Annotated in this window: 19 protein-coding genes and 1 pseudogene; 12 read left to right on the top strand and 8 right to left on the bottom strand. The window is 74.4% G+C overall.

Features of this window, described 5'->3' with window-relative positions:
• Window positions 1-6 precede the first annotated feature (6 nt).
• Complete coding sequence (locus ACGGZK_RS10460) at window positions 7-1,023, top strand: alpha/beta fold hydrolase (protein ID WP_395242604.1); 1,017 nt, start codon at window positions 7-9, stop codon at window positions 1,021-1,023.
• 53 nt (window positions 1,024-1,076) lie between these two features.
• Window positions 1,077-1,751 (top strand): methyltransferase domain-containing protein, encoded by a 675-nt coding sequence (locus ACGGZK_RS10465; RefSeq protein ID WP_395242605.1) that lies wholly within the window; start codon window positions 1,077-1,079, stop codon window positions 1,749-1,751.
• Between the two features lie 21 nt (window positions 1,752-1,772).
• Here ACGGZK_RS10465 and ACGGZK_RS10470 read toward each other — a convergent pair whose 3' ends face one another.
• Window positions 1,773-2,417: a dihydrofolate reductase family protein gene (locus tag ACGGZK_RS10470; protein WP_395242606.1), complete on the bottom strand. Its 645-nt coding sequence runs from the start codon at window positions 2,415-2,417 to the stop codon at window positions 1,773-1,775.
• Between the two features lie 100 nt (window positions 2,418-2,517).
• Here ACGGZK_RS10470 and ACGGZK_RS10475 point away from each other — a divergent pair, with 100 nt between their 5' ends.
• Window positions 2,518-4,185, top strand: a complete 1,668-nt coding sequence (locus ACGGZK_RS10475; protein WP_395242607.1) for an ABC-F family ATP-binding cassette domain-containing protein — start codon at window positions 2,518-2,520, stop codon at window positions 4,183-4,185.
• 34 nt (window positions 4,186-4,219) lie between these two features.
• Here the strand turns inward: ACGGZK_RS10475 and ACGGZK_RS10480 are convergent, their stop codons facing one another.
• On the bottom strand, window positions 4,220-4,570 hold the full coding sequence (locus ACGGZK_RS10480) for a LysR family transcriptional regulator (RefSeq protein WP_395242608.1): 351 nt from the start codon (window positions 4,568-4,570) through the stop codon (window positions 4,220-4,222).
• Window positions 4,571-4,679: 109 nt separating this feature from the next.
• Here ACGGZK_RS10480 and ACGGZK_RS10485 point away from each other — a divergent pair, with 109 nt between their 5' ends.
• The 6 genes from ACGGZK_RS10485 to ACGGZK_RS10510 all read left to right on the top strand — a co-directional run bounded on the left by ACGGZK_RS10485 (window position 4,680) and on the right by ACGGZK_RS10510 (window position 9,589).
• Entirely contained in the window at window positions 4,680-5,312 is a 633-nt protein-coding gene (locus ACGGZK_RS10485) for a TMEM175 family protein (RefSeq protein ID WP_395242609.1), read from the top strand.
• Between the two features lie 134 nt (window positions 5,313-5,446).
• Window positions 5,447-5,953: an RNA polymerase sigma factor gene (locus ACGGZK_RS10490; protein WP_395242610.1), complete on the top strand. Its 507-nt coding sequence runs from the start codon at window positions 5,447-5,449 to the stop codon at window positions 5,951-5,953.
• A 73-nt stretch (window positions 5,954-6,026) separates the two neighbouring features.
• On the top strand, window positions 6,027-7,454 hold the full coding sequence (locus tag ACGGZK_RS10495; protein ID WP_395242611.1) for a hypothetical protein: 1,428 nt from the start codon (window positions 6,027-6,029) through the stop codon (window positions 7,452-7,454).
• A 115-nt stretch (window positions 7,455-7,569) separates the two neighbouring features.
• Entirely contained in the window at window positions 7,570-8,043 is a 474-nt protein-coding gene (locus ACGGZK_RS10500) for a hypothetical protein (RefSeq protein ID WP_395242612.1), read from the top strand.
• 120 nt (window positions 8,044-8,163) lie between these two features.
• Entirely contained in the window at window positions 8,164-8,670 is a 507-nt protein-coding gene (locus ACGGZK_RS10505; RefSeq protein ID WP_395242613.1) for a MarR family winged helix-turn-helix transcriptional regulator, read from the top strand.
• Between the two features lie 19 nt (window positions 8,671-8,689).
• Window positions 8,690-9,589 carry a GNAT family N-acetyltransferase gene (locus tag ACGGZK_RS10510; protein ID WP_395242614.1) on the top strand — a complete coding sequence of 300 codons (900 nt, stop codon included), beginning with the start codon at window positions 8,690-8,692 and terminating at the stop codon, window positions 9,587-9,589.
• A 25-nt stretch (window positions 9,590-9,614) separates the two neighbouring features.
• Here the strand turns inward: ACGGZK_RS10510 and ACGGZK_RS10515 are convergent, their stop codons facing one another.
• Window positions 9,615-10,190: a 1-acyl-sn-glycerol-3-phosphate acyltransferase gene (locus tag ACGGZK_RS10515; RefSeq protein ID WP_395242615.1), complete on the bottom strand. Its 576-nt coding sequence runs from the start codon at window positions 10,188-10,190 to the stop codon at window positions 9,615-9,617.
• A gap of 109 nt (window positions 10,191-10,299) precedes the next feature.
• Window positions 10,300-10,800, bottom strand: a complete 501-nt coding sequence (locus tag ACGGZK_RS10520; protein WP_395242616.1) for a MarR family winged helix-turn-helix transcriptional regulator — start codon at window positions 10,798-10,800, stop codon at window positions 10,300-10,302.
• A gap of 39 nt (window positions 10,801-10,839) precedes the next feature.
• Here ACGGZK_RS10520 and ACGGZK_RS10525 point away from each other — a divergent pair, with 39 nt between their 5' ends.
• Genes ACGGZK_RS10525 through ACGGZK_RS10535 form a run of 3 tightly spaced genes read left to right on the top strand, consistent with a single transcriptional unit; the run spans window position 10,840 to window position 13,224 of the window.
• The gene (locus ACGGZK_RS10525; RefSeq protein WP_395242617.1) at window positions 10,840-11,838 is read left to right on the top strand and encodes an EamA family transporter; all 999 of its coding nucleotides are present in this window, start codon (window positions 10,840-10,842) and stop codon (window positions 11,836-11,838) included.
• On the top strand, window positions 11,769-12,641 hold the full coding sequence (locus tag ACGGZK_RS10530) for a DNA-formamidopyrimidine glycosylase family protein (RefSeq protein ID WP_395242618.1): 873 nt from the start codon (window positions 11,769-11,771) through the stop codon (window positions 12,639-12,641). Before ACGGZK_RS10525 ends, ACGGZK_RS10530 begins: the two co-directional genes overlap by 70 nt.
• Before the next feature lie 10 nt (window positions 12,642-12,651).
• Window positions 12,652-13,224 carry a histidine phosphatase family protein gene (locus ACGGZK_RS10535; protein WP_395242619.1) on the top strand — a complete coding sequence of 191 codons (573 nt, stop codon included), beginning with the start codon at window positions 12,652-12,654 and terminating at the stop codon, window positions 13,222-13,224.
• A 48-nt stretch (window positions 13,225-13,272) separates the two neighbouring features.
• Here the strand turns inward: ACGGZK_RS10535 and ACGGZK_RS10540 are convergent, their stop codons facing one another.
• The 4 genes and pseudogenes from ACGGZK_RS10540 to ACGGZK_RS10555 all read right to left on the bottom strand — a co-directional run bounded on the left by ACGGZK_RS10540 (window position 13,273) and on the right by ACGGZK_RS10555 (window position 16,881).
• Window positions 13,273-13,872: a hypothetical protein gene (locus ACGGZK_RS10540; RefSeq protein ID WP_395242620.1), complete on the bottom strand. Its 600-nt coding sequence runs from the start codon at window positions 13,870-13,872 to the stop codon at window positions 13,273-13,275.
• Entirely contained in the window at window positions 13,869-14,231 is a 363-nt protein-coding gene (locus ACGGZK_RS10545; protein WP_395242621.1) for a DUF4180 domain-containing protein, read from the bottom strand. Before ACGGZK_RS10545 ends, ACGGZK_RS10540 begins: the two co-directional genes overlap by 4 nt.
• A 56-nt stretch (window positions 14,232-14,287) precedes the next feature.
• A complete protein-coding gene (locus ACGGZK_RS10550; protein ID WP_395242622.1) occupies window positions 14,288-14,863 on the bottom strand; it encodes a hypothetical protein in 576 nt (191 codons plus the stop codon).
• 114 nt (window positions 14,864-14,977) lie between these two features.
• A pseudogene (locus ACGGZK_RS10555) lies at window positions 14,978-16,881 on the bottom strand (anthranilate synthase family protein).
• Window positions 16,882-17,128: the final 247 nt, after the last annotated feature.

The following is a 17,128-nucleotide window of genomic DNA, read 5'->3' on the forward strand; positions in this document are numbered from 1 at the left end:
GAACCCGTGCAGCAGCACATCGCCCGCCTCAACATGCGCGACGGCACCGAGTTGGCCTACGCCACCGTCGGCACCGGTCGCCCGCTGCTGTACGTGAGCGGATGGCTCAGTCACCTCGAATCGAGTTGGGAGCTTCCCGAGGAGCGGGCGTTCTACGAAGCGCTCGCGGAGGGGGGCCGGCTCGTCAGGTACGACCGGGCGGGATGCGGGCTCTCCGGCCCGGCGCGGCGCCCACCCTCGATGGAGGGCGAGCTCGCGCAGCTCGCCGCGGTGGCGGGCACGGTCGCCCCGGAGCGGTTCGACCTCATGGGCACGTCGATGGGCGCCCTGGTCGCGATCTCGTGGGCGGCGGCGCATCCCGACACCGTCCGGCGACTCGTGCTCTACGGGGGCTGGGCGTCCGGTGCCATGGTCGCGTCGCCCCGCATCCAGCAGCACGTCCTCGGCCTGATCGACACCCACTGGGGGCTCGCCTCCGACGTGCTGACCGAGATCTTCGCTCCCGACGCGCCGACCGCGTCGCGGGAGCGGTTCGCCCGCTACCAGCGCGCGAGTTCGGATGCCCCGACCGCGCGGGCCCTCCTCCGACTGGGCTACGAACTCGACGTCCGCGAGCTGCTCGCCGAGGTCGAGGCGCCGACCCTGATCGTGCACCGCATCGACGATCGCGCGGCGCCGGTGGCGCAGGCGGAGGCGCTCGCCCGGGGCATCCCGAACGCCCAGCTCGTCCTGCTGCCCGGCCGCTCCCACCTGCCCTACGAGGGCGATACGGCGAGCGTGGTGGCGCCGATCCGCCGGTTCCTCGGCCTGCGCGCGTCGCGACGGGCGGACCGAACCCTGACGCCGCGGAAGCGCGAGGTCGCCGCCCTCATCGGCGAGGGCCTGACGAATCGGCAGATCGCGGCGCGACTGGGCATCGAGGAGCGGTCGGCCGAGGGGCACGTCGAGCGCATCCTCCTCCGCCTCGGGTTCCGCTCCCGAGCGCAGATCGCGGCGTGGCACGCGGCTCAGGGCGACCGGTGAACTGGGGTGGAACCACGCCTGCGCGGGGCGGCACGGCGGCGCAGCCTGAACCCATGACCGACCACACCACCGCCACCCTTCCGCGCCGTGCCGAGTTCGAGCAGCACGCCCTGCGCGGACGCTTCAACGCCGCGTTCTTCCGGATGCTCGACCCGGTGCTCGAGCGCAGCCTGGGCCCGCACAAGCGCGCCGTGTTCGGCGAGCTGCCGAGCGAGGTCGTCGAGCTCGGCTCCGGGGCGGGCGCCAACCTCCGCTACCTGCGCCCACGCAGCGTCCTCACCGCGATCGAGCCGAACCACGCCATGCAGGCCCCGCTCGAGGAGGCCGCGCGCGAGCACGGCGTGCGCCTCGACCTCCGCGACCGCATGGCCGAGGACACCGGCCTGCCCGACGACAGCGCCGACACGGTGATCTCCTCGCTGGTGCTGTGCACGGTGACGGATCCGGCGGCCGTGCTCGCCGAGGTCCGCCGCATCCTCCGACCGGGCGGCACCTACCGGTTCGTCGAGCACGTGGTCGCGCCCGAGGGCACGGCGACCCGCGTCGCGCAGCGCGTCCTCCGTCGACCGTGGGCGTGGACGTGGACGTTCGAGGGATGCTCCTGCGAACGCGACCTCGAGGGAGCGCTGCGTGCCGCGGGATTCGCGCATCTCGAGATCGAGCGCTACCGGGTGCGCACCCCGTTCCTCCCGTTCAACACCCACATCGCCGGCATCGCGACGGCATAGGCGGGCGGGTCCGCCGAGGGCCTACCGCGCGAACGTGACGTGCACCGTGCCGCTCTCGGCCGTCTCCGCGTGGACCTCGTAGCCGGTCTCCAGGCCGCGCAGGTCGTCCCACAGGCGGATGCCGCTGCCGAGGATGATCGGTGCGATCGCGACGTGCAGTCGGTCGACGAGCCCGGCCCTGAGGAAGTCGCGCACGACGGTGGCGCCGCCGCCGACGCGGACGTCCTTGCCGGCCGCGGCCTCGAGTGCGAGGTCGAGCGCCTCCTGCGGTGTCGCCGAGAGGAAGTGGAACGTCGTGCCGCCCGCCATCTCGATCGGGGGCCGCGGGGCGCCGTTGGTGAGCACGAACACCGGCACGTGGAACGGCGGCTCGTCGCCCCACCACCCCTTCCAGTCGGGGTCGTCGCCGAAGTTGTGCAGCCCGAACATGCCGGCGCCCATGATCTCGGCGCCCACCTCGGCGAAGTACGCCCGCGCGTAGGCGTCGTCGACGCCGGTGGTGCCCTCGCCCGACGTGTCGTGCAGCACGCGCTCGCGGAAGGTCCTGGTCGCGACGTAGGCCGCCGTCAGGCGCCCCCAGTCGTCGCCGAACAGGTTCTCGGGCGTCTGGTCCGTCGTCGTCGCGAACCCGTCGAGCGAGATGTTGAGGTCGACGCGTACGGCCATGAGTACTCCCCGTTCATGCGTGGTTGCGAACGGCGCCAGCATACGCAGGGGGTCCGACGGCGGGTCGGTCGGCGCCGTACGCCTCGTCTACCGTTGACGGGTGACTGCAACACTCGTGGCCCAGGGCCTCGCCGGCGGGTACGGACACCGCACCCTCTTCGACGACCTCGACCTCACCGTCGCCCCGGGCGACGTGGTCGGCGTCGTCGGCGCGAACGGCGCCGGCAAGTCGACGCTGCTCGGCATCCTCGGCGGGGCGATCGCCCCGCTCGCGGGCACGGTGTCGCTGGCACCGGCCGATGCGTTCGTCGGCTGGCTGCCGCAGGAGCACGAGCGCGTCGAGGGCGAGACCATCGGGCAGTACGTGGCGCGGCGCACGGGGTGCGCCGAGGCATCCGCTCGCCTGGATGCGGCCGCGGCGCTGCTCGCGGAGCCCGAACCGCCCGCGGGGATCGACCCGGGCGAGGAGTACTCGGTCGCGCTCGAGCGGTGGCTCGCGTCCGGCGCGGCCGACCTCGACGACCGGCTGCCGGCGGTGCTCGCCGACCTCGGGCTCGGCAGCGACGCGGCCGAGAGCGCGAACGTCGACTCCCTCATGACCGGCCTCTCCGGCGGCCAGGCGGCCCGCGTCGGCCTCGCCGCCCTCATCTGCTCGCGCTTCGACCTCGTGCTGCTCGACGAGCCCACGAACGACCTCGACCTCGACGGCATCGAGCGGCTGGAGGCGTTCGTGCGCGGGCTCCGCGGCGGCGTGGTGCTGATCAGCCACGACCGCGAGTTCCTCGCGCGCTGCGTCACCCGGGTTCTCGAGCTCGACCTCGCGCAGGGCACCAACCGCGTCTACGGCGGCGGGTACGACGCGTACCTCGAGGAGCGTGCGACCCTCCGCCGGCACGCGCGCGAGCAGTACGACGAGTTCGCCGAGAAGAAGGCCGACCTCGTCGCGCGAGCGCGGGTGCAGCGCGAGTGGTCGAGCCAGGGCGTGCGCAACGCGATGAAGAAGTCGCCCGACAACGACAAGATCCGGCGCAAGGCGGCGACCGAGTCGAGCGAGAAGCAGGCGCAGAAGGTCCGCCAGATGGAGAGCCGCATCGCGCGCCTCGAGGAGGTCGAGGAGCCGCGCAAGGAGTGGCAGCTCCAGTTCACGATCGGGTCGGCGCCGCGGTCCAGCACGGTCGTGTCGACGCTGAGCGCGGCGGTGTTCCGGCAGGGCTCGTTCACCCTCGGCCCCGTGTCGCTCCAGGTGAACGCGGGGGAGCGCATCGGCATCACCGGCCCGAACGGCGCCGGGAAGTCGACCCTGCTCCGCGCGCTCCTCGGCACGCAGGCGCCCGACGAGGGCACGGCGAGCCTCGGCGCGAACGTACAGGTCGGCGAGATCGACCAGGCCCGCTCGCAGCTCGAGGGCGAGCAGCCCCTCGCGACGGCCTTCGAGGCGCTCGTGCCCGAGTTCGCATCGGGCGAGGTGCGCACCCTGCTCGCGAAGTTCGGGCTCAAGGCCGACCACGTGACCCGCCCGGTCGGCGAGCTGTCGCCCGGCGAGCGCACGCGCGCCGGGCTGGCGCTGCTGCAGGCTCGCGGCGTCAACGTGCTCGTCCTCGACGAGCCGACGAACCACCTCGACCTGCCGGCGATCGAGCAGCTCGAGCAGGCACTCGAGTCCTACGAGGGCACGCTCCTGCTCGTGACCCACGACCGCCGGATGCTCGCGACCGTGCGCACCGACCGCCACTGGCGGGTCGAGGCCGGTCGGGTCGCCGAGTCGTAGCGGGGCGGATGCCTCGGGCCGGCGCCGTGGCTCGCTAGCGCCCCTGCCGCTTCTTGTACGGCTTCGGCTGGCCCTTGACGATGGGCGCCCGACCCTTGCCCTTCGACGCCTTCGCCTTGCCGCCCGCGGGGACGGCGGGCTTCGCGGCGGGGGGCGGCGCCGCGGCGATCTCCCGCTTCGCCTCCTCGAGGAACAGGCTGCCCGGTTCGGTGAGCGTCCAGCCGGACTTGTCGCGCTTGACCAGCGGGTGCCCGACCTCGGCCTCGAGCTTGTCGATCGTCGAGTACATCGACGCGAGCGGGATGCCGAGCGCCTTCGCCGCACGCGGCGCGTGCAGGCCCTCCGCCTCGAGGGCCACGAACCGCTGCAGCAGGGTGATGTTCACCGAGCCGAGTGTAATCCCGACGCCCGTCGGCGGCGCTGTGCACGAGGCATCCACCCCTCGGATCGCGGGCGCGCTAGCGTGTGACGCAACGCCAGGGAGGGGAGCGCCCATGACCCGGTTCCGCACCGACCGCGGACTCGACCGGCTGGTCAACTTCTCCGACGCCGCCGTGGCGATCGCGATCACCCTGCTGATCCTGCCGCTCGTCGACCTCGCGAGCGACATCGGGGCCGACGAGACGTTCGCCGACTTCTTCGTCGAGCACCTCGGGTCGTTCATCGGGTTCATCGTCACGTTCTTCGTGATCGGCCGGTTCTGGATGGTCCACCACCGCGTGTTCGAACTCGTGGCCGGATACTCCAGCGGGCTCATCTGGATGAACCTGCTGTGGCTCGCGAGCATCGTGTTCCTGCCGTTCGCGGCGAACGCGATCTCGGAGCTGCCGACGCAGTCCGGCAGCTTCTACGCCCTGTACATCGGCACCATGTTCGTGTTGTCGCTCAGCATGATCGGCATCGAGCTCGTGCTCGTCCACGATCCGTCGCTGCTGCGGGACGAGGCCCGCGGCGCCGTCGACCTCGGTCGGGGCGTCGCGATGGCGTTCACGCTGCTCGTGGCCGGCGTGCTGGCCTTCCTCGTGCCCCAGGTCGGCCTCTTCTGGCTGTTCCTGCTCTTCCTCGGCGGCCCGGTCTACGCGGTGCTCGTACGGCTGTTCCCCGCGTTGCGCGCGCAGGGCGGCTGAGCGGCGGGCGGCCCGGCAGGGCGCCCACGGCGTTCCACCGTCGCGTGCAAGACTCGGCCAGGTCGCGACACAAGCAGGATGTGACCACCGCGAGTGCTGCCGCCGATGCCGACCCGACGACCGAAGGGGTGACGATGCCCGAGGCCACCGACGGCGACCTCGCCTGGTTCACCGCGGCGGTCCGCGAGCACTCGACGGCGCTCGTGCGCTACTTCGCCCGGCGCGGGCCGCGCCAGGACGCCGAGGACCTCGCCGCCGACGTCTTCGCGACCGCGTGGCGACGCCGCGACGACGTGCCGCGCGATGCGGTGCTGCCGTGGCTGTACCGCACGGCCGGGTTCACGCTCGCGAACCACCGGCGGAAGCTCGTCGACCTGCCGGTCGACCGGGTGCCCGAGACGGATGCCTCGCGCGTCGGCGACGACCCCGAGCTGAGCGCCCTGTTCGACGAGGAGCTGCGCGGCGCGCTCCTCAGCGTGGGGGAGCGCGACCGCCGCATCCTCCTCCTCCACGCCTGGGAGGGCCTCGACGGCGAGGCGCTCGCCGAGGTGCTCGGCATCTCGCGGTCGGGAGCGGATGCGGCGCTGTCGCGTGCGCGCAAGCGCCTCCGCGAGGCCTGGGGCGAGCGCCTGACGTTCTAGCCCGCGCGGTGCAAGGTCCGGCCCGCCCGCCACACATACGTGGGTGAGAGACCAATCACGGAGGCTGATCGACATGGACGACCGCGACGACCGCGAGCACCGCGACGAACTCGACCCGGTCGAGCGACTGCGCGCCGCCGACCCGGCGGCCGGCGTCGAACCCGCGGCCGGGTTCGCCGACGCGGTCGTCGCCCGCGCGGCGGCGGATGCCCCGACCGTCGATGCGGCGGTGGCGGATGCCACGGCAGGCGCCGGCACCACGGCAGGCGCCTCGCCCGAGGCATCCGGCGCCGCATCCACCGTGGACCTGGCCGCCGAGCGCGAGCGCCGTCGCCCGCGCTGGGTGGCGGTCGCCGCCGTGGCGGCGTCGATCGCGATCGTCGGCGCCGTCGGCGTCGGCGGCTACGCGATCGGCGCGGGCACCGGCGGGTCGACCCTCGCCGGCGCGGCTCCGCCCATCACGCTGCCGGGCGCGACCGGCACGACCGAGGAGGCCCGGTCGGCCGATGCGGGCGCGGTGGCGCCGGACGCGGCCAAGATGTCGGCCGGCATCTATCCCGGCGGCTGGGGGCGGAACAGCTTCCACGCGTCCGGTCTCTCGACGACCGCGGGCAGTGCGGCCGGGTACGGCTACGACGCCCGCTCGGCGTCGAATGCCGAGACGGTCGGCGCGCTCGCCGCGGGCCTCGGGCTGAGCGGCACGCCCGCCCTCCAGAACGGGGCGTGGGTCGTGGGCGTGCAGGACGGCACGGCCCCGTCGCTGTCGGTGAACCTGGATGCGACGCTGAGTTTCTGGTACTCCGACCCGCGCATCAACCCGTGGGACTGCGGCGACGGGTCGGCGCCGTGCGTCGCGACCGGCGACCTGCCGAGCGAGCAGGCCGCGATCGACGCCCTCCGCTCCGTCATCGTCGCCGCCGGGAAGGACCCGGCCGCCTTCGAGTTCGCGTCGCAGACGTGGGAGGGCGCGGCCTCCCGGTCGGCGCAGGCGTGGCCGGTCGTCGACGGGCAGCGGCTCGACCAGGGGTGGTCGCTCGAGCTCACGCAGGACGGCGTCATGAGCGTCAACGGGTTCCTCGCCGACCTCGTGCCGATCGGCGACTACCCCGTCGTCAGCGAGCAGGAGGCGTTCGAGCGGCTCTCCGACCCGCGGTTCGGCGCCCAGGTGACGGCGATGCCGTACGCGATGCGCGAGGAGGCGATCGCGGCGGACGACTCGGTCGCGACGGACGGCCCGGCGTCGTCGGATGGCTCGGTGTCGTCGGACGGCTCGACCTGGGTCCCGCCGACCGAGCCGCCGGCGACGCCGACCGAGGGCACGGCCGTCTCGTGGCCGGTGAACGACGTCGAGATCGTGAGCGCCCGGCTCGGGCTCGCGAGCCAGTGGCAGCCCGACGGCAGCGTGCTGGTCGTGCCCGCCTACGCGTTCACCGACGCCGCCGGCGGCACGTGGTCGGTCATCGCGGTCGCCGACGCGAAGCTCGACTTCACCGCGCCGTAGGCCGCGCCGTCAACGGGACCGGCCCTGAACCTCGCTCAGGGCGGTCCCGCTGGCCGGTGGCGGGCGGCGCGCGTAGGACGGGTGCACACGACACCCGTACTGCAAGGAGGCCATCATGCGTGCCGTCGACATCCTCATCGCCTTCGGCCGGGTTCCACCGGCCGCGTGGGACGCGATCATCCCGCACACCCACCTGCCCGCCGGGATCGGGGCCCGTGCCCGGGTCGACGCGGTCGCCCTGAATCCGCAACCGCTGCCCCCGGTCGGCGAGGTCGCCGTCCGGGCCGCCGAGGCGGCCGCGCACGTCGCCCGCTTCGCGATCGAGGCGGAGGTCCGCGGCGAGTCCTCGTCGGGATTCGTCACCGAGTTCATCGACGACTGGTGCGGCACGCCGTGGCCGCGCAAGTGGCCGGGCCCGTGGCCGCGGCCGAACTGGGACCGGCTCGAGGACGAGGTCGTCGTCGGCCGGACCATCGGAGCAGCCGTCTTCGCGAACGTCGGCGCCCGCCTCGGCGACACCGAACTGGCGAAGGCCTTCACCGAGGGCGCCGAGCGCCTCGCGGAGGCCGCGGTCGGCGGCCAGGGCTAGCTCGCGCGCAGGTCGGGCGTCATCTGCTCGCTCGGGCGCGGCGACCTCGTGCCGCCGGACCGACGAGATGACGCCCGACGGCGGCCCGGCCGGCGGCGTCGGTGCCGCTACATTCGAACCATGGGCGAGCGGAACGACCGGGACGACGAGGTCGACCTCCTCATCGACGCCTGGTCGAGGCGACTGCCCGACATCGACTTCACGCCGCTCGACGTCATGTCGCGGCTGCGGCGGGTGGCGCTGCGGCTCACCTCGATCCGCGCGGCGGCGTTCGAGCACGCCGGGCTCGCCACGTGGGAGTTCGACGTGCTCGCCGCGCTGCGGCGGGCGGAGCCGCCCCACGAGCTCAGCCCGGCCGAGCTCATCCGCGCGACGATGATCGGCAGCGCGGCCATGACGAACCGGCTCGACAACCTCCGCAGCCGGGGCCTCGTCGAACGCCGCCCGAACCCGAACGACGGGCGCAGCGTGCTCGTGCGCATCACCCCCGACGGGGCATCCCGCGTGGACTCCGCCATGATCGAGCTCGTCCGCAGCGAGGCGGAGACGCTGCGGGTGCTCGACCGCCGCGACCGCGACGCGCTCGCGGACCTGCTGCGCCGGCTGGGCGACGAACCGCGCCCCTGACCCCGCCTACACTTGCCCGGTGGAGTGGAACCTGCGCCCGAGCACCCCGGCCGACGTCGAGTGGATCGCGGAGCTGAAGGCCGACGTGCTCGGCGACGACCTGCGCCGCCTCGGCCGCTACGACGACGTGCGGGTGCGCCAGCGCCTCCGTGACGAGTTCGCCGCCGCGCGCACGCGCGTGATCGTCGTCGGGGGTGCCGACGCGGGTTCGATCGCGGTCCGCCCGACCGATGACTCCCGCTGGATCGAGCACTTCTACCTCGCCCGCGACCACCAGGGGCTGGGCATCGGCGGCGCGGTCCTGCGCGCGGTGCTCGCCGAGCCCGATCCGGAGCCGGGCCCCGGGCCGGACCCGCGGCCGTTCCGCATCGACGTGCTGCAGGGCAGCGCGGCCCGGCGGCTCTACGAGCGGCACGGCTTCGTGCTCGAGCGCGAGGATGCGATCGACGCGTTCCTCGTGCGGCCGGCGGCCGCACGGCCCGTGATCTCCCGGGTGGGCGACGACGACGCCGGCTTCCGGGCGCTCGTGGCGGCCCAGGAGGCGGAGGTGCGCGAGCGCTACGCCACCGAGGTGACCGGTCCCGGCATCGCGCCGGGCACGCCGGCCCTCGTCGCGTACGTCGACGGCGACCCGGTCGGCTGCGTCGCCGTGGGGCGGCTGGATGCGACGACGGGCGAGGTCAAGCGCCTGTTCGTGGCCGCCGAGGCTCGCGGCCTGGGGCTGAGCCGAGCGCTGATGGCGCGGGTGGAGGCGCTCGCCGCCGAGGTCGGCTACTCGGCGCTCCGCCTCGAGACCGGCAGCAAGCAGCCGGAGGCGGTGCGGCTCTACGAGACGTCGGGGTGGCGGCGCATCCCGAACTACGGCTACTTCCGCGACGACCCCGAGGTGATCAGCATGGAGAAGCCGCTGGCGGGATGACCCGGCCGGAGCCCGGGGCCGGCCGTCACGCCTCGCCGAGCTCGGAGGCCAGCCGCGGCTCGGTGCGCAGGTGCGGGCGGAGCCCGGCCTTGTCGGCGTAGAACGCGCGGATGCGGTCCATGTCGGCACGCACGTCGCCGGTGAGCTCGAACGTCGGGCCGAGGCCGGTCGTCATGGTGGTGCGGTCGACGAAGCCGAGCGTGACGGGCAGCCCGGTCTCGCGGGCGATGCGGTAGAACCCCGACTTCCACGTCGTATTGGCGCCGCGCGTGCCGTCGGGCGTGACGACGAGGCCGAAGACCTCGCCCGCGCGGATGCGCGCGACGACCTCGTCCACGACGCGACCCGGATCGGCGCGGTCGACGGGGATCCCGCCGAGGCGGCGCATGATCGGGCCCCGCCAGCCGGCGAACAGGCTCTTCTTGCCGAGCCAGCGAATGTCCATGTCGTAGTGCCCGGCGATGCCGAGCATGAGCACGAAGTCCCAGTTGGAGGTGTGCGGCGCCCCGATGAGGATCGAGGGGCGATCGGGTGCCGGCTCGCCGGCGAGGCGCCACCGGCTGCAGGCCCAGTAGAGGCGCGAAGCCAGGCGACGGAGCATCCGGCAACCGTATGCGACGTCGCATGTCGCGGGCGGCATGCGACGGAGGCGGACGCGGCGGCGGCCCGCTCGGACCTCCGCGCGGCGGCCCGCTCGGACCTCCGGTGCGTCAGCCCTCGTAGGTCGCGAGCCAGCGCGCGAGCACCCCGGCGAGGGCGTCGGCGTCGGCGGGGGAGAGGGCCTCGTCGATGAGCCGGCGTTCGTTCGCGAGGTGGGCGGTGAACGCCCGGTCGATGAGGTCGCGTCCGGCCGCGGTGAGCGCGATGACGCGGCCGCGCCCGTCGGTGTCGCTCTGCCGGCGGGTGAGGAGGCCCCGGGCCTCGAGCCGGTCGATCCGCTTGGTCATCGCGCCCGTGGTGACCATCGTCGAGGCGGCGAGCTCGCCGGCCGTCCGCTCGAACGGGGCGCCGGCGCGGCGGAGCGTCGCCAGCACGTCGAACTCGCCCTCCGCGAGGCCGAACTCGCGGTAGACGACGACGAGGTCCTCGGTGAGGTGGTTCGCGAGGCGGTGCAGGCGCCCGATCACGCCCTGCGGGGCGACGTCGAGGTCGGGGCGCTCGCGCGCCCACTCGGCCATGATCTGCGCCACGCGGTCGTTCGGTCGGGACATCCCTCGACTCTACCTTCCGTGGAAGCTATACTGTCTTCCATGGAAGGTAGATTGCGATGGATCGCGATCGCGGCCGTCGCCCCGATCGCCTGGGGGTCCACCTACTTCGTCACCAGGCACCTGCTGCCCGCCGACGCCCCGCTCTGGGGCGCGGTGCTCCGGGCGCTGCCCGCCGGGCTGCTCCTCCTGCTGCTGCGCCGCCGGCTCCCGCGGGGCGCCTGGTGGTGGCGCGCCCTCGTGCTCGGCACCCTGAACATGGGCGCGTTCTTCGCGCTCGTCTACGTCGCCGCGCAACTGCTGCCCACGAGCGTCGCCTCGACGATCATGGCCACCTCGCCGATCGTCATGATGCTCTTCGCCTGGCTGCTCGTCGCCGAGCGCCCCCGCGCGCTCGCGCTCGCCGGCGGGGTCGTCGGCCTCGGCGGCGTCGGGCTGATGCTGGCGGGCGGCGGCGCTCCGATCGACCCGTGGGGCGTCGTCGCCTCGATCGCGGCGATGTCGATGTCGTCGTTCGGGTTCATCCTCGCCAAGCGCTGGGGCGGCGACGTCGACGTGCTCTCGCTCACGTCGTGGCAGCTCATCGCCGGGGGTGCGCTGCTCGTGCCCGCCGCCCTCCTCGTCGAGGGAGCGCCGCCGGTGCTCGACGCGGCGGCGATCGGCGGGTTCGCGTACATCAGCATCATCGCCACCGCGCTCGCCTTCGTCGCCTGGTTCACGGCGCTGCGGCACCTCGACGCCGGCGCCGTCGGGCTCGTCGGCCTGCTCAACCCCGTCACCGGCGTGCTGCTCGGAGTGGTCGTCGCGGGCGAGGTGCTCGGGGCCCGGCAGGTGGCCGGGCTCGCGCTCGTGCTCGCCGGCATCGTGCTCGGCCAGCGGTTCCGCGGCCGGCGCGCCGAGGCATCCGATCGCGGACCGAGCCTCGCGCCGCCGCCCTCCCGGACCCGCCGCGGATATGCGAGGCTGGCGGCATGCCGGAGTCCCCGGAGGTCCAGGCCCTCGCCGACGAGCTCGACGAGCGGCTCCGCGGCCGCGCGCTGACCGACGTCGACGTCGTCGAGTTCCGCGTCACGAAGACCCGGGCCCGCCAGCCCGCGTCGCTCGTCGGGGAACGCGTCGCCGCGGTCACCCGGCACGGCAAGCTGCTCGACGTCGGCTTCGACGGCGGTGCGCACCTCGTCGTGTCGCTCGGCCGCAACGGCTGGGCGCGGTGGGCCGGAGGAGCCGGCGATGCGGATGCCCCGCTCCCGCCCACCCTCGTCTCCTTCGCGTTCGACGGCGGCAGCGTGCTCGAGCTGACCGACTCGGGCGGCTGGGTCTCCCTCGGATGCTGGGTGGTCGACGACCCCGCCGAGGTCCCCGCGGTCGCGAAGCTCGGCCCCGACCCGGCCGACGCCGGCTTCACCCGTGCCGACTTCGACGGCGCGGTCGCCGGCCGGCGCAAGCAGGTGAAGGCCGTGCTGCAGGACCAGGAGTCGCTCGCCGGCATCGGCAACGCCTACTCCGACGAGATCCTGCACCGGGCGAAGGTCTCGCCGGTCGGCCACGCGGCCGCGCTCTCCGCCGACGACGCCGACCGGCTCTTCGCGGCCACGGTCGGCGTGATCGGCGGCGCGGTCGACGCGCGGCGGGGCATCCCGATCGACGCGTTGAAGGCCGCGAAGGTGGCGTCGATGCGCGCGCACGGGCGCGCCGGGGAGGCGTGCCCGGTGTGCGGCGACACGATCCGCGACTTCTCGTTCGCGAGCACGACGGCGCAGTACTGCCCGACCTGCCAGACCGGCGGTGAGGTGCTGCCCCTCCGCGGTGACGGCGACGGCGGCGGTGACGGCGGCGACCGCTAGGGTCGAGCGGGTGACCACCCGCATCCTGCTCGTCCGCCACGGCGAGACCGACTGGAACGTCGCCGGCCGCATCCAGGGCCGCACCGACATTCCGCTGAACGACACCGGGCGCGCCCAGGCGCGCGGGGCCGCCGCGGCCATCGCGTCGGCGCCCGACGCCTCCGAGATCGCGCGCGTGGTCTCGAGCCCGTTCGCGCGCGCCGCCGACACGGCCGCCCCGATCGCCGACGCGCTCGGCCTGCCGGTCGACCTCGACGACGCGTTCGCCGAGCAGGCGTTCGGCGCCGCGGAGGGCATCACGTGGGTCGAGCTGCACCGCCGCTGGCCCGACGGGTACCCGGGCGTCGAGACGCGCCCGGAGGTCGTCGCGCGCGTGACCGAGGCGCTCGAGCGGGTCGCGGTGCCGGATGCCACGACCCTCGTCGTGACCCACGGCGGCGTCATCAACGCCCTCAACGTCGTGCTCTCCGCGCGCCCCGAGGACTACCCGGGCCACGCGGCGAACGTGTCGGTGCACGAGTTCGCGCTCGACGCCGACGGGCTCCGTCGCGCCGATCCGCGCGACGCCGAGCAGGTCGCCTGAGCGGCAGGCGCCCGGCGCGATAGGCGCCCGAGCGGGCGCCGTTCGTCGCTACGCGACCGATCCGCTCGCGGCGCGCCCGACGCCGAACGCCGTGATCGTCGCGGTCGGGCCGGGCCCCGACGACTCGATGCACGTCACGTCGCTGACCCAGCCGAACGCGTAGTCGTCGTCGCCGTAGGCGACCTCGATCACGTCGCCGGCGTGCACGTCGGTGCGGCTGAGATCGTGGTGCTCCGTGCCGTACGGGTCGTCCTCGTCGTTGCTGAACGCCGTCGAGATCGCGAGCAGCGCGCAGTCGGCCTCGGGGATGACGGCGACCTGCCAGCAGCCGAGCTCGTGCTCGGCCGCGCACTGGTCGTCGAGGCGGCCGTCGGAGTACACCTCGAGCGCGGCGGGGAACGAGTACGCGGTCTCCTCCGCGGAGAACCGCTCCACCGCCGGAAGCGGCTCGTCGCCGTCGGCCGACCACGGACCGGAGCCGCCGGCGCCCCCGGAACCGCCGGCGCCGCTCGCCTCCGCGAGCGCGGTCGTCAGCATCGGCACCGACAGCACGAGGGCCACCCCGCCCGCCACCACGGTCGCGACCGTCAGCACGCTCGAGACGACGATGCCGATGATCGCGCCGGGCGAGAGCCGAGTTCCGTTCACCGCGCGCCGCCGGTGAGGCGCGCGACCGCGGTGGCATCCGCGGCGAACCGCAGCCGGTCGCGGCGCTCCGCGTCGCGCACCCAGGCGTCGAACGCGCCGCCTGCGCCACCTCGGTCCGTCACGTCGCCGACGACGACGAGCCGGAGCCGGTACGCGGCGAGCGTGTCGACGAGGTCGTCCGCCAAGCCGGTGGCCGGTTCGAAGAACGCGTCGTCGAGTCGCGCCACCGGGATGGCGACCACGTCCGCCCCGCGTGAGAGGGCCGTGCCCACGAGGTCGGCGGCGTCGTCGGACGACGTGATGCCGGGGCCCTCCTCGTCGAGGAGGAGGGTCACCCGGTCATCGCGTCCGTTCGGCATGCCCCCACGCTAGTCGGGCGCGCCGCCGCCGCCCATGGGCGGATTCCGCCGCGTCGTCAGTCGCGCCCTCGCTCGACCGCGGGTTCGCTCGGCGCGGCCGGCGTGGCGGCCCGGTCGATGGGACGGCCGTCGCGATCGACGTGCCGGCCGTCGCGATCGACGGTCGTGGCCCGGTCGTCCGGAGTGCCATCGCGGTCGGCGTCGACGGTGCGGTCGTCGACGGCACCGTTCCGCGTGCCGTCGCGGTCGGCCGTGACATCCGGGTCGACCTTGTCGGCGCGTGCCGCCTGCTGGGCCGCGCGGGCGCGCAGGGACGAGGCTTCGTCGACCTGGTCGGAACTCGTCGCCGCCAGCCGCTCCGCGTCGATCTGCGCACGCGTCGCATCGGCGCGCGCCTGCGCCTGCTCGGCCTCGGCCTGCAGCCGCTGTGCGTCGGCCTCCGCGGCCGCCGCCTCGCGCTCGCGGGCGCGGCGCTCGGTCTCGGCCGCCTCGGCGCGCATGCGAGCCGCGCGATCACGCTGCGCCTGCTCGCGACGCCCTCGGCCGCCGGCGATCACGATGACCGCGATGACGACGATCGCGATGAGCACGATGATCCCCACCACGACCCAGATCCATACGTTCGAATCCATGATCATCCGCCTTTCGGGTTGTGCAGCGACCCAATCGCGGATCGCTCCGCTCCGGAAGGGGGTTGCGAAGGGGCGGCTCCCGCCGATAAGCGGGTCGGGGGAGGGCCTCCCCGCTCAGCCGACCGCGCCCACCCGGTCGCCCGCGAACACGCCCTCGACCAGGCCCTCGAGCACCCGCAGGCCGTCGGGCGACAGCACCGACTCGAGGTGCCCCTGGATCGAGGCGACGGATGCCCCGCGCAGCGCGACGACCGCGCCCGTCGCGGGGTCGGAGGCGACCTCCAGCCCGAACCGCGGCGTCGACGAGCCCGACGGCGCGAGCGCGGTGAACGTGTTGTAGAACCCGATGGCGGCGGGTTCGCCGAACACGTCGACCTCGAGCTGCAGCCCCTGCCGGGGCGAGGGCAGCGGCGCGAGCGGCAGGCCGGCGAGGTCGGCGAGCACCTGGTGGCTGAGGCACACCGCGAGGAACGGCCGGCCCTGGCTCAGCCGGGCCGCCACCAGGGTGCGCAGCCGGTCGATGCGCGGGTCGGCCTGGTCGCGCGGGTCGCCCGGCCCAGGGCCGAACACCACGAGGTCCTCGGATGCCTCCAGCGGCGCCTCGTGCCACGGCACCACCCGGGCGCCGAAGCCGAGGTGGCGGAGCTGGTGGGCGAGCATGGTGGTGAAGTCGTCGCCGGCGTCGACCACGAGCACGTCGGCGTCCCGGGCCGGACGTGCGGCCTGCTCGGTGCTCCAGAACGGCGCCAGTCCCTCATTGCGCTCCGCGAGGAGCGCCCGCACGCGGGGGTCGTCGGCGGCGCCGGCGTCGAGCGCGCCGATCGTGGCGCCCGAGGCATCCGAACGCGGGATCGCGCCGATCGCGGTCAGCACGCCGGCCGCCTTCACGTGGGTCTCGGCGACCTCGCCGGCCGGCTGCGAGTGGCGCACGAGCGTCGCGCCGACGGGCACGCGCACGCGGCCGGCGTCGCCGAGGTAGGCCGTGCGGATGAGGATCGGCGCGTCCAGGTCGTAGCCGCGCGCGTTCGGGGTGAACCGGGCGAGCACGCCGGCGTAGTACCCGCGGGCGTGCGCCTCGTGGCGGGCGATCACGGTGCAGGCGTTGCCCATCGGCGACCCGGTCACGGTGGGCGCGAACATCGTGAGGCGCAGCACCTCGCGCGGGTCGAGCTCCGAAGTGCCCTCGAGGAGGTACTCGGTGTGCGTGAGGCGGGACATCCGCTTCAGGAACGGGCCGCGCATGCGGCCGCCGTCGGGGCAGGCGGCGCTCATCATCTTGAGCTCCTCGTCGACGACCATGACGAGCTCCTCCCGCTCCTTCACGTCGGAGAGGAACGCGACGAGGTCGTCGGCGGTCGCGCCGGCCGCCGGGTGGCGGAAGGTGCCGCTGATCGGGTTCATCGACACGACGCCGTCGATCGCGCTGACGTGCCGCTCGGGCGTCGCGCCCGCGGCCGACAGGCCGGGGTGTGCACCGCGAACGTCCAGTACGCGCCGCGCTCGTGCTCGAGGAGGGCGCGCATCCAGCCGAGCACCGCCGACGCGGCGGGTGCCGCGACGGCACCCGAGAACTCGCGGCGGATCACGAAATTCGCGCCCTCGCCGCGGCCGATCTCGTCCTCGATGACGCGACGGACGACCTCGGCGTACGTGTCGTCGTCGAGGTCGACGTCGAGGTCGGTCACGGCGACGGGCGCCGGGAGCAGGGCGATCGCCTCGGCGAGCGGCACGCGCTCGCGGTCGCGCACGACGAGGCAGCGCAGGGGGGCACCGTCGTCGTGCGCCGCGAAGCCGCGCTCGCGGACTTGGCGGAACGGCACGAGGGCCAGCACCTCGTCGCCGTCGAGCGGGATGTCGGCCAGCCGGTCGACGTCGACGACGTCGCCGACGAGCACGTCCACGTGGTCGTCGTCCTGGCGGTGGAGCACCGCGAACGGCGGCGGCGCGGCGTCGAACTCGTCGTCGGCCACGCCGGTGCCGTCGGCCGCGGCGAGGATGGTCTGGAGCAGTCGCGTCATGGGGTTCTCCGGTCGGGGCCCCGCGGACGCCCGGTCCGCATACGCGAAACGACCGCCCTCGGGGCGGTCGTCGTACGTCGAAACGCTCGTGGCCGCCTAGGAGGCGCGCCACCAGGAGCAGGTCGACGTGTGCATGGGGCGAGCGTAGCGCATCGTCGCCGTGCCGTTCCACCGAGGTCGGCAGGAAGACGACGCTGCGTGACGCTCCATGGGTGTGCGGGAGCACGCGGGCATGGCACGGTGGAAC

This window comes from Agromyces sp. MMS24-K17 (assembly GCF_043950245.1).
GTDB lineage: Bacteria > Actinomycetota > Actinomycetes > Actinomycetales > Microbacteriaceae > Agromyces.

Excerpts from the sequence above, each read along its gene's own strand:
- ACGGZK_RS10465 (WP_395242605.1), top strand. The coding sequence starts at position 1,077 with ATGACCGACCACACCACCGCCACCCTTCCGCGCCGTGCCGAGTTCGAG.
- ACGGZK_RS10470 (WP_395242606.1), bottom strand. The coding sequence starts at position 2,417 with ATGGCCGTACGCGTCGACCTCAACATCTCGCTCGACGGGTTCGCGACG.
- ACGGZK_RS10485 (WP_395242609.1), top strand. The coding sequence starts at position 4,680 with ATGACCCGGTTCCGCACCGACCGCGGACTCGACCGGCTGGTCAACTTC.
- ACGGZK_RS10490 (WP_395242610.1), top strand. The coding sequence starts at position 5,447 with ATGCCCGAGGCCACCGACGGCGACCTCGCCTGGTTCACCGCGGCGGTC.
- ACGGZK_RS10495 (WP_395242611.1), top strand. The coding sequence starts at position 6,027 with ATGGACGACCGCGACGACCGCGAGCACCGCGACGAACTCGACCCGGTC.
- ACGGZK_RS10500 (WP_395242612.1), top strand. The coding sequence starts at position 7,570 with ATGCGTGCCGTCGACATCCTCATCGCCTTCGGCCGGGTTCCACCGGCC.
- ACGGZK_RS10505 (WP_395242613.1), top strand. The coding sequence starts at position 8,164 with ATGGGCGAGCGGAACGACCGGGACGACGAGGTCGACCTCCTCATCGAC.
- ACGGZK_RS10515 (WP_395242615.1), bottom strand. The coding sequence starts at position 10,190 with ATGCTCCGTCGCCTGGCTTCGCGCCTCTACTGGGCCTGCAGCCGGTGG.
- ACGGZK_RS10520 (WP_395242616.1), bottom strand. The coding sequence starts at position 10,800 with ATGTCCCGACCGAACGACCGCGTGGCGCAGATCATGGCCGAGTGGGCG.
- ACGGZK_RS10525 (WP_395242617.1), top strand. The coding sequence starts at position 10,840 with ATGGAAGGTAGATTGCGATGGATCGCGATCGCGGCCGTCGCCCCGATC.
- ACGGZK_RS10530 (WP_395242618.1), top strand. The coding sequence starts at position 11,769 with ATGCCGGAGTCCCCGGAGGTCCAGGCCCTCGCCGACGAGCTCGACGAG.
- ACGGZK_RS10545 (WP_395242621.1), bottom strand. The coding sequence starts at position 14,231 with ATGCCGAACGGACGCGATGACCGGGTGACCCTCCTCCTCGACGAGGAG.
- ACGGZK_RS10550 (WP_395242622.1), bottom strand. The coding sequence starts at position 14,863 with ATGGATTCGAACGTATGGATCTGGGTCGTGGTGGGGATCATCGTGCTC.